This window comes from Streptomyces sp. NPDC007863, assembly GCF_040633895.1.
In the GTDB taxonomy this organism is placed as follows: domain Bacteria; phylum Actinomycetota; class Actinomycetes; order Streptomycetales; family Streptomycetaceae; genus Streptomyces.
In genome coordinates this window covers 1-13,244 of the sequence record NZ_JBEYEI010000014.1, presented here as the reverse complement: position 1 = coordinate 13,244, position 13,244 = coordinate 1, and the positions used below count along the sequence as shown (strand labels likewise).

18 protein-coding genes and 1 pseudogene are annotated in these 13,244 nt (G+C 75.5%); 7 read left to right on the top strand and 12 right to left on the bottom strand.

Annotated features, from left to right (window positions below; translation table 11 throughout):
- Positions 1–60 precede the first annotated feature (60 nt).
- Positions 61–1,008: pseudogene (locus ABZ621_RS22110) on the top strand (hypothetical protein); the annotation flags it as partial.
- Positions 1,009–1,215: 207 nt separating this feature from the next.
- On the opposite strand, the gene ABZ621_RS22105 reads toward ABZ621_RS22110, so the two are convergent.
- The gene (locus ABZ621_RS22105) at positions 1,216–2,034 is read right to left on the bottom strand and encodes a sugar nucleotide-binding protein (protein ID WP_360607053.1); all 819 of its coding nucleotides are present in this window, start codon (positions 2,032–2,034) and stop codon (positions 1,216–1,218) included.
- A 119-nt stretch (positions 2,035–2,153) separates the two neighbouring features.
- Here ABZ621_RS22105 and ABZ621_RS22100 point away from each other — a divergent pair, with 119 nt between their 5' ends.
- Entirely contained in the window at positions 2,154–2,309 is a 156-nt protein-coding gene (locus tag ABZ621_RS22100; protein WP_360607051.1) for a hydrophobic protein, read from the top strand.
- A gap of 13 nt (positions 2,310–2,322) precedes the next feature.
- Here ABZ621_RS22100 and ABZ621_RS22095 read toward each other — a convergent pair whose 3' ends face one another.
- The 4 genes from ABZ621_RS22095 to ABZ621_RS22080 form a co-directional block, all read right to left on the bottom strand.
- On the bottom strand, positions 2,323–3,033 hold the full coding sequence (locus ABZ621_RS22095; RefSeq protein ID WP_360607049.1) for a DUF6766 family protein: 711 nt from the start codon (positions 3,031–3,033) through the stop codon (positions 2,323–2,325).
- Between the two features lie 84 nt (positions 3,034–3,117).
- The gene (locus tag ABZ621_RS22090) at positions 3,118–3,525 is read right to left on the bottom strand and encodes a hypothetical protein (protein WP_360607047.1); all 408 of its coding nucleotides are present in this window, start codon (positions 3,523–3,525) and stop codon (positions 3,118–3,120) included.
- A gap of 63 nt (positions 3,526–3,588) precedes the next feature.
- On the bottom strand, positions 3,589–3,924 hold the full coding sequence (locus tag ABZ621_RS22085; protein WP_360607045.1) for a hypothetical protein: 336 nt from the start codon (positions 3,922–3,924) through the stop codon (positions 3,589–3,591).
- Positions 3,914–4,321 (bottom strand): STAS domain-containing protein, encoded by a 408-nt coding sequence (locus tag ABZ621_RS22080; RefSeq protein WP_360607043.1) that lies wholly within the window; start codon positions 4,319–4,321, stop codon positions 3,914–3,916. The genes ABZ621_RS22085 and ABZ621_RS22080 overlap by 11 nt, the downstream gene beginning before the upstream one ends.
- Positions 4,322–4,438: 117 nt before the next feature.
- Between ABZ621_RS22080 and ABZ621_RS22075 the strand changes: the two genes are divergently transcribed.
- Complete coding sequence (locus ABZ621_RS22075) at positions 4,439–4,792, top strand: helix-turn-helix domain-containing protein (protein ID WP_360607041.1); 354 nt, start codon at positions 4,439–4,441, stop codon at positions 4,790–4,792.
- A 13-nt stretch (positions 4,793–4,805) separates the two neighbouring features.
- Here ABZ621_RS22075 and ABZ621_RS22070 read toward each other — a convergent pair whose 3' ends face one another.
- The 7 genes from ABZ621_RS22070 to ABZ621_RS22040 all read right to left on the bottom strand — a co-directional run bounded on the left by ABZ621_RS22070 (position 4,806) and on the right by ABZ621_RS22040 (position 9,800).
- The gene (locus ABZ621_RS22070; RefSeq protein ID WP_360607039.1) at positions 4,806–5,225 is read right to left on the bottom strand and encodes an STAS domain-containing protein; all 420 of its coding nucleotides are present in this window, start codon (positions 5,223–5,225) and stop codon (positions 4,806–4,808) included.
- A 99-nt stretch (positions 5,226–5,324) separates the two neighbouring features.
- Positions 5,325–5,720: a hypothetical protein gene (locus ABZ621_RS22065; RefSeq protein WP_360607036.1), complete on the bottom strand. Its 396-nt coding sequence runs from the start codon at positions 5,718–5,720 to the stop codon at positions 5,325–5,327.
- A 111-nt stretch (positions 5,721–5,831) separates the two neighbouring features.
- Positions 5,832–6,200: a GNAT family protein gene (locus tag ABZ621_RS22060; protein WP_360607034.1), complete on the bottom strand. Its 369-nt coding sequence runs from the start codon at positions 6,198–6,200 to the stop codon at positions 5,832–5,834.
- A gap of 17 nt (positions 6,201–6,217) precedes the next feature.
- The gene (locus ABZ621_RS22055; protein ID WP_360607032.1) at positions 6,218–7,183 is read right to left on the bottom strand and encodes an LLM class F420-dependent oxidoreductase; all 966 of its coding nucleotides are present in this window, start codon (positions 7,181–7,183) and stop codon (positions 6,218–6,220) included.
- 184 nt (positions 7,184–7,367) lie between these two features.
- Positions 7,368–7,934 carry a type 1 glutamine amidotransferase domain-containing protein gene (locus tag ABZ621_RS22050; RefSeq protein ID WP_360607029.1) on the bottom strand — a complete coding sequence of 189 codons (567 nt, stop codon included), beginning with the start codon at positions 7,932–7,934 and terminating at the stop codon, positions 7,368–7,370.
- A gap of 40 nt (positions 7,935–7,974) precedes the next feature.
- On the bottom strand, positions 7,975–8,682 hold the full coding sequence (locus tag ABZ621_RS22045; protein WP_360607027.1) for a HemK2/MTQ2 family protein methyltransferase: 708 nt from the start codon (positions 8,680–8,682) through the stop codon (positions 7,975–7,977).
- 17 nt (positions 8,683–8,699) lie between these two features.
- A complete protein-coding gene (locus tag ABZ621_RS22040; protein ID WP_360607025.1) occupies positions 8,700–9,800 on the bottom strand; it encodes a glutamate--cysteine ligase in 1,101 nt (366 codons plus the stop codon).
- Between the two features lie 186 nt (positions 9,801–9,986).
- Here ABZ621_RS22040 and ABZ621_RS22035 point away from each other — a divergent pair, with 186 nt between their 5' ends.
- The 4 genes from ABZ621_RS22035 to ABZ621_RS22020 all read left to right on the top strand — a co-directional run bounded on the left by ABZ621_RS22035 (position 9,987) and on the right by ABZ621_RS22020 (position 12,695).
- Positions 9,987–10,433, top strand: a complete 447-nt coding sequence (locus ABZ621_RS22035; protein ID WP_360607418.1) for a flavin reductase family protein — start codon at positions 9,987–9,989, stop codon at positions 10,431–10,433.
- Between the two features lie 84 nt (positions 10,434–10,517).
- The gene (locus ABZ621_RS22030; RefSeq protein ID WP_360607023.1) at positions 10,518–10,862 is read left to right on the top strand and encodes a CDGSH iron-sulfur domain-containing protein; all 345 of its coding nucleotides are present in this window, start codon (positions 10,518–10,520) and stop codon (positions 10,860–10,862) included.
- Positions 10,859–11,896, top strand: a complete 1,038-nt coding sequence (locus ABZ621_RS22025; RefSeq protein WP_360607021.1) for an iron-containing redox enzyme family protein — start codon at positions 10,859–10,861, stop codon at positions 11,894–11,896. Before ABZ621_RS22030 ends, ABZ621_RS22025 begins: the two co-directional genes overlap by 4 nt.
- A 244-nt stretch (positions 11,897–12,140) precedes the next feature.
- A complete protein-coding gene (locus ABZ621_RS22020; protein ID WP_360607019.1) occupies positions 12,141–12,695 on the top strand; it encodes a hypothetical protein in 555 nt (184 codons plus the stop codon).
- The last annotated feature ends 549 nt before the right edge of the window (positions 12,696–13,244 follow it).

Genomic DNA, 13,244 nt, shown 5'->3' with positions numbered 1-13,244 from the left:
TCATGAAATCGTCAATCATAGATACGGATACATGCAGGTGGGAGTGGGGAAATTGATGCAATGGTGCGGGTTCGAACGCAACGGAACGTTGCAATGGTGGAAGGTGAAGGCGCGGTCGGTCGCCGAGGCCGGGGACACGTGCGCGCGTCCCCGGCGTCGGCGGGCCCCTCGGGACCGACACGCGTCCTACACGTGCGGCAGGGCGAAGTTGAAGCCCTGGGCGCTGTGCGCCCCGCCGTTCGGGCAGACCTGGGCCTCGCGGGGCGACACCGGCTCGTCTGCGTGTTCGGCGCGTCGGGAAGCGGCACGTCCTCGCTCCTGCGCGCCGGGCTGATCCCGCGCCTGCGCGACCCCGGGTACGCCGGGGAGCGCCCGGCCGCCGTGCGCATCCTCACTCCGGGGCGGCGCCCCTTCACCGCGCACGCCCCGGCGCTCGTCGCGTCCGCCGACCCGGCCCGCCGGCTCCGTGTCGTCCTGGGCATCCGCGCGGACTTCCGCCCGCGCTGCCTGGAACACCCCGGCCTCGCGGCCGCGGTCCGGGACGCGAGCCTTCCCCTGGGCAGGATGACCCAGGCGGGGCTGCGCGAGGCGATCGGCAGACCGGCCGCCGCGCGACGGCTCGTCGTCGAACGGGCCCTGACGGAGGCGCTCGTCGAGGAGGTCGCCGGCCGGGCCGGCGGGCTGCCGATGCTGTCGCACGCCCTCCGGGAGACCTGGCGCCGCCGCACCGGGCGTACGCTCACCCTGGAGGCGTACGAGCGGATGGGCGGCATGCGCGGCGCCCTCGCGCGGAGCGCCGAGGCCGCGTACGCCCGGCTGGACCCCGCCGAGGTCGCCGCGATCGGCGCCGGCGCCGACCGCGGCGGTGCGGCGCACGCGGTCCTCGAAGCGCTCGTCCGGGCCCGGCTGATCACCGTCGACGGGGACCGGGTCGAACTCGCCCACGAAAGCCTCGTCACGGCGTGGCCCCGGCTCCGGGACTGGATCGAACAGGACCGGGAGACGCTCCGCGTGCACCGCTGGCTGACCGAGGCCGCCGACGCGTGGGAGGCCGTCGGCCGGGACCGGGGCGTGCGGATCCCTCCCGTACGCCTCGCCCAGCTCGGCGACTTTGGGCCGGAGGCGGGCCGGGGCCGGCTCACCGCGCTGGAGGCGGACTTCATCGCCGCCGGCACCACCTCCCCGCCCGGCGGTCGCGCGGGGGCTGACGCGGCCCTACCCCAGGAACTCCCGCACGCCCCGCAGCCGCGTCCTCAGCCGCCGCCGCGAGGCCGCCCCGTCGAGGCGCACGTCGAGCGCGCCGGGCAGGCCGCTGTCGGCCCGGAGGCCGGCGGGCAGCAGGGCGGGATCGAGCCCGTCCCGGCGCGCGACCAGCACGCCGAGCGCGTATCGGCTGACGCAGTCGGGCCCGGCCAGGTGGAAGACGCCGGAGACGTCGGAGTCGGCGAGCTCCCAGAGGGCCGCCGCCAGATCCGTGACGTGGACGGGGCAGCGGACGTCGTCCGTGAACAGCGCCCCGTCGCGCGTCCCGGCGGCGAGCTCATGGACGACGCGCTCGTGCGCGGAGCCGCCGTCGCCGATGATCAGCGAGGTGCGGGCGACGACGGCGGCGGGATGCAGGAGCCGTACGGCGCTCTCCGCGGCCGCCTTCGCGGCTCCGTACGGGGTGATCGGATCGGGCGGCGCCGTCTCGTCGTAGTGCACGGCCGCCCCGGAGAAGACGGCGTCGGTGGACACGTGCACCAGCCGGACACCGCGCCGCGCCGTCGCCACGGCGAGCCGGAAGGCGCCGTCGGCGGTCACGGCCCAGTCGGCGCCGCCGCTGCCGGCGTGGACGACCACACGCGGAGCCACGCTGTCGAGCACCGCGTCGACGCGGCGGGCGTCACGCAGGTCCAGCCGGTGCCACCCGCCCCCAGGATCCCCGGGCGCGCGCGAGTGGTACGTCGCGACCGCGCCGCGCCCCGAGGAACGCGCCTGCCGCACCAGCTCGGACCCGAGGAAACCACTGCCGCCGATGACCAACGCCGTCATGCGACCACGGTAGGGCCCTCGGGATCCGACGCATGCATGCGGGAACGGTGGGAAGTTGCCCGGTGGACGACCGGCATCGCGCCACAACGGCCCGGGCCGGAGTCCGAGGAGGTGACGTCATGATCCCGATTCTGCTCGTACTGCTCCTGATCCTCGTGCTCTTCGGAGCCGGATTCGCCGTCGAAGTCCTGTGGTACATCGCCCTGGCCGTACTGGTCCTCTGGGTGATCGGCTTCTTCGTCCGCGGCCCGCAGGGACGCTGGTACCGCTGGTGACGAGGAACCGTCCTCAGCCCTCCACACCGGTCGCGGAGTGGGCCGATCCGACCGGCTTGGACTCCGGGGACCCGCGCTGGCGGAGGTAGACGGACAGGATGGCCATCGCGGCGACGGCGAGGAGTTCCGACTGCCAGTTCTCCAGCGAGCGGCTCCAGAAGTCGGAGGACGCGAGGTACGCGCCCCAGTCGAGCGGCGCCTGGAGCCCGCGCAGGCGCTGCCCGTTGTACGCCGCCAGGCCGGCGACGGACTGGGCGAACCAGGACAGGAGGAAGAACGTCGCCATGGCCAGGCCCAGGGACCGGGAGTAGAGGCTTTGACGCCAGTCCTTGGTGCCGGCCCAGCGCGGCGAGTCGGGGCGGGCGTGGTCGCCCATGTGCTGCTCGCGGTCGCTCTCGGTGCCCGCCCGTTCCAGGGGCTTCGACTCCGGTGAGCCGCGCTGGACGAGGTGGACGGTCCCGAAGACGTACAGGAAGAACTGCAGGAACTCCGACTGCCAGTTCTCGGTGACGTCGACGGCGAAGTCCGAGGACGTCAGGTAGGCGCCGAAGCCGACCCGCTGGAGTCCGTCGACGGACAACTGCTCGTTGAACTCGGCCCGTCCGGCGACGGCCTGGGCGGCGAGCACCACCAGGAAGGCTCCGGCGAAGACCAGGGTCAGGCTGTTGGAACGCCAGAAGCCCGCTCGGCCGGTGCGGCGGCCCGCCCCGCTTCCGCCGCTCACCGGTGCATCGCCCCGATCGCCGTGAAGTAGGCGAGTCCGCCCAGGACGATGACGACGATGCCGAGGAACACGGCCCTCATGCCGTCATCCTCCCTTCAGCGAGCAGCGGTAGGGCTCGTCCGTCGATCGCGGGACGCAGCCCGCCGCGGTGACCTTCCACCCGTCGTCGAACTGCGACAGGAACAGGGTGTCGCCCGCCGTGCGCAGCAGCGCGTCGCGCCCGTACACGTCGACGCCGAGCGCGGGGCCGGCCGGCGGCAGGCCGAGCTCGCGCAGGGCCGGGCCGCAGGGGCCCTTGGCGTCCTCCTCGACCTCGTCGCGGGTCTCGGGGGCGAGCAGCCCGTAGGCGGCGCGGTACTCCCCGGCGGCCAGCGCCGCGGCGAAGCGGCGACCGGCGGAGGAGGCGCCGTCCTCGCGCGCCGCGGACGCCCCGCAGCCGGACAGCAGGGCCGTGGTCAGCACCGCTCCGGCCGCGCGCAGAGGTAGCGACATGGCCTCACTCTGCCCGCGCGGGCCCGCTGGGGCCGCGCCGCGCCGCCGTCGGCGCCGCGGCCTTCACCCGTTCGCGCCCTCCGGCCCCCCGGCGTCGCCCGCGCCGAACCCCGCCGTGACGCGGAGCAGTCCTCCGGGGTCGTGGAGCGGGCGCAGGTCGGCGGACTGGAAGACGTTGGTCAGGGCGGCCTCGAGAGCGGTGCGCAGACCGGGGATCCCGGCCGCGGTCCCCACGTCGGGATCGCCGGCGTGGGCGGTGATGATGGGCCGGATGAGCCGGTCGGCGTGCCAGGAGACGACGACGGCCTGGCCGTCGCGGGTGGTGCTCAGGCCGCTGTCCGGCCCGAACCCGGCCTCGGCGAGCAGGGTCTGGACCTGGTGGAGGAGGTCACGGGGCATGATCGTCTCCGTCGGGAGCGGCCTCGGCGGCCGGGAACTCCAGGAGGTCGCCGGTGCGCGTGAGGGCGAACAGCCGGGCGACCTGGGCGCTCGCCGCGACGACCGACAGACGGCGCTGCCGGGCCGCGGCCAGCAGGCGGAAGCGCAGCAGGGTGTTGAGCCCGGTGGAGTCGCAGAAGGAGACGTCGGACATGTCGAGCGTGAGCGGGGTGCCGGCCCCTCCGAGGGGCAGGGCGGCGGTGAGCACGGCCTTCAGCTCGTCGGCGTTGTCCAGGTCGATCTCGCCGCCCAGCCGCACGGCCGTACCGGATCCGGTGGGCTCCGTCCGGTGCCGCAGCCGTCCGTCGGCGCCGCCCGTGGGGGGCGGGGGAGGCGGTGGGGTGGGAGAACGGGTCATGCCTCCTCCTGGGAGGGAGGGTCTGTTCTCCGAGTCTGCGCCTATGCCACATACCGGTCAATAGTTGCATGAAAATTTCTTCGCATGATCGGTCGGGGAAGGGGGAAGAATCCTGTTATGGAGGGCAACGGCGCACACCCGGGGTGGACGTTCCTCACCAGCCACGCGCGCGTACTGCTGGCGATCGCCCGGGACCCAGGGATCCGGCTGCGGGACGTCGCCGCGCACTGCGGCATCACCGAACGCACCGTGCAGAGCATCGTCGCCGACCTCGAAGCGGGCGGCTACCTCACCCGGACCCGGGCCGCCGACGGCCGCCGCAACGTGTACCACATCGACCCCGCCGCGCCGTTCCGGCACCCGGCCGAGGCCGGCCACGAGATCGCCGGGCTGCTCGAACTCCTCGTTCCCCGGCCGGATGACCCGGCGCGCGACGACGACGAGGACGCACACGCCCCGTGGAGCCGGTGACGCGCGGCGGGCGTCAGGCGAGGCCGACGACCGCGGCGGCGCGGTCGGGCGCGAGGGCGAAGACCCCGTCGGTGCCGGTCAGTTCGAGGAGCCGCCGGATCTGGCCGGTGAAGGGTCCCGCGAGCACGAGCCGTCCCGGCCGGCCACGCGCCTCCAGGAGCTCGTCGAGGAAGGAGGAGTCGCCGAACGTCACGCCGGACAGGTCGAGCGCGATCCGCTCGGCCTCCGCCGCGTACGCGTCGTCGAGCGCCGCGCGCAGACACGGCAGCGTGTCCCGGTCGAACTCCCCGCGGACGACCAGCAGCCACGTGTCCGGGGGAGCGGAGAGATCACGGGTGACCGTCGCGATGCCCCGGGACTTGTACGTGTGCGGGCCCGACGCCACGAAGCCCTGCGGAATTCCGTCCTCGGCAAACTCTGGGCTCTTCGTCACGCGGATCGCCTGGTTCCCGCAGAGACCGTGCCGGTGCACGCTGCCCCGTCCAGTATGCGCCTGCCGACGGCGCCCCCCGGCCGACCGGCCGGCGCGGTCTCAGCCGGACGGGCGCTCGGTGTCGACGCGGGCCAGGACGACGGCGCCCGAGGAGGGCGTGCGGTGCCGGACGGTGATGTCCCGGGCGAGTAGCGTCACCAGATCCCACCAGTACACGTACGGCCCGCGCCCGTTCGCGCCCGGAAGCGGCGGTCGGGCACCCGTCACCAGGATGTCGAGACCGTCGGACACGAGCCGCAGCTCCAGCACGCACGCGCCGTCGGCGTGGGCGACGAGCTCACTGGCGATCAGCGCGGCGTCGTCCTCCGACGCCTGGCTGACGGCATGGCCGTCGAACAGGGCCTCGTCGGCCAGCCGGTGCACCTCCCGCCGGGCACGCGCCGCGGCCCCGGGCCCGCCCGCGGCCCGGCATCGCCGCCGCAACCAGACCTCCACCCGTAGCACCTCCTCGAACGGCGGTCCTTCCTGCGCTCCCGCCCTGCGCCTGCCCCGCCCGGCGCCGCCGACGCATCAGACCCCCGGGGAATTCCGCCGCGCGCGGCCACCTCACGCCGCGGAACGGTCCGCGCGCAGGTCCCGGACGTACCGGTCGAAACGCGCGGCGGCCGTGTCGCCGGGCGGTCGGAACCGGGAAACGAACCCCGCGCGCCGCGCGACCGCCGCGGACGCGGGATTCTCCGGATCGACCTGGATCACCGCCTCCCGCGCCCCCTCGGCGGCCGCGTACCGGGACGCCAGGACGACCGCGCGGGTCGCCAGACCACGGCCCCGCCACGAGGGATAGAGGCCGTACGCGACGTTCACCTGGCCCGGGGCCAGACCCTCGCCGGCGAACCGCAGGTCGACCGTGCCCGCGAGCACCCCGCCGGCGCCCGCCCGGATGCCGAAGGCCCGGAGCGGCCCGGCGGATTCCACGGCCGGGCCGCGCGCCGCTACAGGCCGCGCAGGGCGGGCAGCAGGGTCGTCCGGGCCCAGCGGAGGAAGGGGAGTTGGTGGTCGCCGCCGATCTGGACGAGCGCCAGGTCGGTGAAGCCGGCCTCGGCGAACGGGCGGGCCGCCGCGAGGACGGCGTCCACGTCGTCTCCGCAGGGGACGCTCTCCGCCACGTCCTCCGGCCGGACGTGCGCGGTGGCCTGCGCGAAGCCGGCCGGCAGCGGAAGTTCGGCGTTGAGGCGCCAGCCGCCGAGCGCCCAGCGGAACTGCTCGTGCGCGCGGGCCCTGGCCGCGCCCGCGTCGGGGTCGTAGCAGACCGGGAGCTGGCCCACCCGGGGCTTGCCCGCGCCGCCGGCGGCGTCGAAGGCGTCGAGCAGTTCCCGTTTCGGCTCCGTGGCGATCACCAGGTCGGCCCGGCGTCCGGCGAGCGCGCAGGAACGCGGGCCGGAGACGGCGATGCCGATCGGCGGCGGGGGGTCGGGGACGTCCCAGAGCCTGGCGTCGTCGACCTGGAAGTGGCGTCCGTGCAGGGTCACGTACCCGCCCGCGAACAGGGCGCCGATGATCTCGGCGGCCTCGCCGAGCATGTCGAGCCGTACCCGTGCCGAGGGCCAGCCCCGGCCGACGACGTGTTCGTTGAGGTTCTCGCCCGAGCCGAGGCCGAGCCGGAACCGGCCCGCGGAGAGGAGCTGGAGGGTCGCGGCCTTCTGGGCGACCACCACGGGGTGGTAGCGGAAGGTCGGGCAGGTCACGTACGTCATGAGCGGGATGCGGGAGGTGGCCTGCGCGGCCGCGCCCAGGACGCTCCACGCGTAGGGGGCGTGCCCCTGGGAGGGCAGCCAGGGGAAGGAGTGGTCCGAGATCACGGAGAAGTCGAACCCGGCCCGTTCCGCCTCGACCACGTGCCCGACGAGCTCACGGGGGCCCGCCTGCTCGGTCATCATCGTGTAGCCGATGTGCATCATGTCCGGCGACTTGCCGGGACCCGGGGGTCCGAAACGGGCGTCATGGACATCCGGGCCGCCGGGCGCGTGCCGGCGTGAGCGGGCCCCCGGCGGAAGGGGATCGCCGGGGGCCCTGCCGTGGCCGCGGAGGGCCGTGGCCGCCGCGACGACCAGGACCCCGTCGCGTCACGGGCTGTGCGGTCCGTCAGCCGTGGCTGCCGCCGCCTTCGAGGGCGCTGACGAGCGCCGCCGAGAAGGCGTCGAGGTCGCGCGGCCTCCGGGAGGTGATCAGGGGGTGCGGCCCCGAGGTGTCGACGACGACCTCCCGGTCCGTCCACGTGCCCCCGGCGTTCTCCAGATCGGGACGGAGCGAGGGGTACGAGGTCACCTCCCGGCCCTCGGCGAGCCCGCTGTCGACGAGCAGCCACGGCCCGTGACAGACGGCGGCCACCGGTTTCCCGGCGTCGGCGAAGGCCGAGACCAGACGGCGTGCGTCCGGGTCCGTCCGCAGCCGGTCGGCGTTCAGCGTGCCGCCGGGCACGACGACGGCGTCGTAACCCTCCGCCGTCTCCCGCGCGAGGGTCGTGTCCGGCCGGACGACGGCACCGGGATCGCGGTCGTGGACGAGCGTCCGCACGGGCGCGTCCTTCTGCGCGGCGATCAGGACGCGGGCCCCGTTCTCCCGGAGGACGGACACCGGCTTCGTCAACTCATCCTGTTCGGTCCCGTAGTTGGTCGTGAGGACCAGTACGCTCCGTCCATCGATCGACACGGTTCGTCTCCTCTCCGGTGTGGCTTCCCGCTCCGGCGCCTCACCGCCGGGGCGGGGCCTCAAACGTCCCGTCGTTACCCCGCCCCGCGCCGCCGGTGGCGTCGAGGACCGCGCGGATCACCACCAGCACCTCCGTGGAGGACACCGGCGGGATCAGCCCCCGCTCCCTCAGCCACCCCGCCCGCGCCGTCATGACCGGGCCGAACGGCAGGCTCCGGCGCGCCGCCACGCACGCCCGCAGGCCCCTGCGTTCCAGAACCGCGAGGCTGGCCGCCACGCCGCTCATCGACGACTGGACGAGCAGCAGCACGCCGTGCTCCGCGAGGAGGGCGGGGGCGCCGCGGCAGATCCGGTCGAGGAGGAGCCGTCCGTCGGGGCCCGCGTCCCAGGCCAGGCCCGGATTCTGGGGCCGCCCGGGCGAGGGGCGGGCCGGTACGTACGGCGGGTTCACGGTCACGAGGTCGAACCGTTCGCCGGTCACCGGCGCCGCGAGGTCCCCGCGCAGGACACGGATCCGGCACCGGTGGAGCGTGGCGTTGAGCCGTGCCGTCGCCGCCGAGACGGCCGAGACGTCGATCGCCGTCGCCTCCGCGCCCCTGCGGGCCGCGGCGATGGCGAGGACGCCCGTCCCGGTGCACAGATCCAGCGTGCGCGCGCTCGGCCGCAGCTCCTCACGGGCGAGGCTCTCCATCAGCAGGGCCGTGTCGCCCTGCGGGGCGTACACGCCGGGTGGCGTGACCACGCGCATGCCGGCCGTCCTTCCGTTCAGGCCGTGACGGTCGTCTCCGCGAGGGAGTCGACCACGTCGGTGAGGCTCCGGTGCCGGCGGTAGACGGCCCGCTGCCGTGCGGCGCCCGCGCCCCGGACGCGGAGGCGCTGCCACTGGCGCAGGGCGCGTTCGGTGTCGCCGACGGCGTCGAGCCCCGGCCGCGCCCGGTCCACCAGCCGGTCGCCGAGCTCGACGGCGGGCGTCTCCCGCCCCGTGCAGGGGTCGAGGCCGAAGCCGGACAGGCCGTAGCGGGCGGCCAGCTCGTGGGCGAGCAGCAGCCGTCGGAGGGGCACCCGCGGCGCCGGCCGGCCTTCGAGGACCTCCGCCAGCAGCGCCATGGCCAACCCCCGTACCAGACAGGCCAGCAGGACGACGGTGTCCACGTCGGCGTTGGCGTCGGCGACCCGGATCTCCAGCGTCGGGACGTGCTCGGAGGGACGGGCGTACCAGTAGACCATCCGCCGGTCGAGCAGGGTTCCGGTCCGCACCAGCTCGTCCACGCGGGAGAGGTAGTGCGGCTCGTCGAGGTCCGGGGGCGGGCCGGCGGTCGGCCACCGGGCGAACTCGACCGAGCGCCAGCTGTCGAAGCCGGTGTCGCGGCTGTGCGCGTACGGCGAGTTGGCGGTGATCGCCTGGAGCACCGGCAGCCAGGGGGCCATGCGCCGGGAGAGCCCGAGCGCCACGTCCCGGCCCAGGGTCCCCACGTGGATGTGACAGCCGCAGACCGGACCGTCGACCACGCCGAAGCGGGAGGCGTACCGGCGCGCCATGCGCCGGTACCGCTCCGTGTCGGTGACGGTCGGCGGACGGGCGGGCGGCAGCACCGGAGTGCCGGTGGCCACCGGCCGGCACCGCGCCGCACGGGCCGCCTCGCCCAGGACCGCGCGCATCCGGGCGAGCTCGTCGCGCAGGTCGCGGCACGATGCCGTGGGCCGGGTTGCGGTTTCCACCTGGGCGTTGAACAACTCCCGCTGGACCTGATCCCCGAGCACATGCCGCGCGGAGGCGAGCACCTCGGGAGCCCGGTCCACGGGGGTCCGGCTGACGTGGTCGACGAGGACGAACTCCTCCTCGACCCCGATCGTCAGGATCTCCATGGTCGGCTCCTCGCGTCGGCAGGCCCCTACCCGACGCGCGCCCCGGCACTCGCCCGGTCGCGGCCGGCGCCGCGTCGGCGGAAGGTGGGCCAGAGGCGGGGGTGCGAGGCGGCCGTCGGCCGTCGTGACGGGCGAGGAGGCGTCGTGGCAGGGTTCCCGGGCTTCACCGAGGCGCTGGACGGACCGATGTACGTGGTCACCGCCGCGTCCGGGGCCCGGCGGGCCGGCTGCCTCGTGGGCTTCGCGTCGCAGTGCTCCATCGAACCGCCCAGGTTCGTCGTGTGGCTGTCCACCGCCAATCGCACCTACCGCGTCGCCCGTACGGCCGACCACCTCACCGTGCACCTGCTCCACCAGGACGACCGGGCGACCGCCGACCTCTTCGGCGGGGAGACGGGGGACGACGTGGACAAGTTCGCCCAGGTCGGCTGGCACGCGGGGGAAGCGGGCAGCCCCGTCCTCGACGGGATCCCCACATGGTTCACCGGACGGATCGAAGGCCGGATCGAGGGCGGCGACCACGTGGGCTTCCTCCTGGCCCCCGTGGCGGAGGCCCCGCCGCCGACGCGTCCGCCCCCTCCCCTCCTCCGCTACCGGGACCTGCGGGACCTCGACCCCGGGCACCCGGCCTGAGGCCGTCGGCGCCGCAGGCGGTTCGGGCCCGGCGGGGCGGGCAGTCGCGGCGTATCGAGCAGTCGACGCGACGGAGGGCGTGTGATGCCGGCTTCCCCGAACGACAAGGTTCCGCCGGCGCCGTGCCGGGAGGACGGCGGAGCGGTACGCCGTGCTTCCGGACGGGCCCGCCCGGACCCGCCCCGCCTTCGGCTGCTGCCGGAAGGACCGCTGCTCGTCGAGGGGCCCGCCGAGATCGTCATGCCGGACGGGACGGTGATCCGCTGCGACCGGCCCGTGATGGCCCTCTGCATGTGTCGCCGTAGCCTGCGGGCCCCGTTCTGCGACACCAGTCACCGACGCCGCGCCCGGCGCCGGGCGCGAGGTCCGGCCGGGAAGCCGGAGCGGGCGGAGCGGGCGGAGCAGGCGGAGGAGGCGGGGACGTCATGACCACGCCTCCGACCGCTTCCGCCACCGGGACCGAAGCCGCCCGGGCCCCGGAACCTCCCGAGGCACGCGGCGAGGTGTCGCGCGCGATACGGAGCCGGATGCTCGGCGGCGGCGGCGAGCTGCCCGCGCCGGCGGAGATCGCACGCTGCTCCCCGTACGGCGAGGATCTCCACCTCGCACTGCACCTCTGCTACGAGCTCCACTACCGGGGCTTCGCCGGCGTCCCCGACACCCTGGAATGGGACCCCGGCCTGCTGGAGGCGCGGGCCCTCCTGGAGCACCGCTTCGAGAGCGCGCTGCGCCACGACTGCAGCCCCCTCCCGGACGTCGGCGAGGCCCTCGACGCGCTGCTCGTCGAACCGGCCGACGGCACCGGCGTGCCGGACTTCCTGATGTCCCGTGGCGAGTCGTGGCACCTGCGCGAGTACGCCGCCCTGCGCTCCGTGCACCAGCTGCGCGAGGCCGATCCGCACCTGTGGGTCGTGCCCCGGCTCCTCGGGCGCGCCAAGGCGGCGATGATGGCCGTCCAGTACGACGAGTACGGCTGCGGGCGGGCGGAACGGATGCACTCCCGGCTCTACGCGGACCTGATGGCCGCGCTGGATCTCGACCCCTCGTACGGTCGGTACACCGACGCCGCCGGCGCCGAACTCCTCGCGGCCTCGAACCTGATGTCGCTCTTCGGCCTGCACAGGAGACTGCGCGGGGCGCTCGTGGGCCACTTCGCCGTCCTGGAGACGACCTCGCCGCCCGCCGCCTCCCGCATCGCCGCGGCGACGCGCAGGACCGGGGCGGGAGCGGCCGCCGGGCGGTACTTCGACGAGCACGTGGAGGCCGACGCCGTGCACGAGCAGCTGGTGCGCCGGGAGGTCGTGGGCGGCCTCCTGGACGACGATCCCGCGCAGGCCCCCGAGGTCGCCTTCGGCGTCGCCGCCACCTGCTTCCTGGAGGGCCGGCTGGGCAGCCGTGTCGTCGACGCCTGGGCGCGCGGCGAGAGCGCCCTGCGGACGCCGCTCGGGGAGAACGGTCGGTGACGGGGCACGGGCGTAACCGGTGGGGTGTCCGGTCCCGCCCGCGGAGGGCCGGGGCGGCAGATGGCGCACGTGCAGGTGGCCCGTGACGGGGGCGCACCCGCGGGACCTCGACCGACCCGGATCGCCCGGCATGCCCGGTTTGCCTTTCCGGGTGAGGGGCACGCGGACCTCCATGAGTTCCGGCCCCGAAGGGACGGGACGGAAGAGCGCGACTCCGAGAGAGAACGCGGAAGGGTGAGAGCCGATGTCGATCGGAATCGTCCTGGTCGTCGTCGCGGCTGTCGTCGTGGTCGGGTTCGCCGCCGGTGCGGCGGCGGACCGCCGGCGGCGATCGCGACTGCGCGACCGCTTCGGGCCCGAGTACGAACGGGCCGTCGAGGCGACCGGCAGCAGACGGGCCGCCGAGCGGGATCTGGACGCCCGCGAACGCCGCCTCGCCGGCCTGGAGATCAAGCCGGTGCCCGGTGAGGCGCGCGAGGAGTACGCCCGGCGGTGGATGCGCGTCCAGGAGGGCTTCGTGGACCGGCCCGGGGCCGCCGTCCACGAAGCCGACGACCTGGTGGCGGCCCTGATGCGCGACCGGGGCTACCCCGACGAGGGCCACGAGCAGCGGCTGCGTGACCTGTCGGTGCGGCACGGCCGGGCCCTGGAGCACTATCGGGCGGCCCTGGAGGTCCGCGCGCTGAGCACCCACGACGCCGCCACCACCGAACAGCTGAGGGGCGCGATGACGCACTACCGCACCCTCTTCGACGACCTGCTCGCCGACGGCGAGCCGACCGGCACCCGCCGGTCCTGACGCGGAGGCAGGAGAGATGCGACACCACGAGACGTCCGAGCGCACGTCCCGGGCGCCGGGTCGACGACACCGGGCGGACCCGACGGGGGAGCACCCCGAGCGGGCGGAGGGCCCTCCGCCGGCGCAGCGCCCCGACCCGCGGAGCGGCCCGGACCGGTCCGGGCCCGGGGCCACCGGTGGCGACGCGGCGCGCCCGCCGGAGCACAGCCCGACGGTCGCCCCGACCCCGTCGCGGCGGCCCGGTAAGGAGGAGGCGGACGGGCGCCGGCAGGAGGGCCCCCGGGCGCCCTCCTCCGCCCCGCCCGCGCCGCGGGGCCCCGCGCCCGGTCCGGCGGACCCGGGCAGCCCGACGGTCGCGCCGACCCCGCCCCAGGCCGACCGGCCGCGGCCGGGAGGGCCACGGCACGAGCAGCCGCCGCAGCCGCCTTCGCCGCCTCGGCCGCAGCCGCCTTCGCCGCCTCGGCCGCAGCCGCCTTCGCCGCCTCGGCCGCAGCCCCATGCTCCGCCTCGGACGCAGCCGCCAACGCCGCCACGGCCGCAGCCGCAATC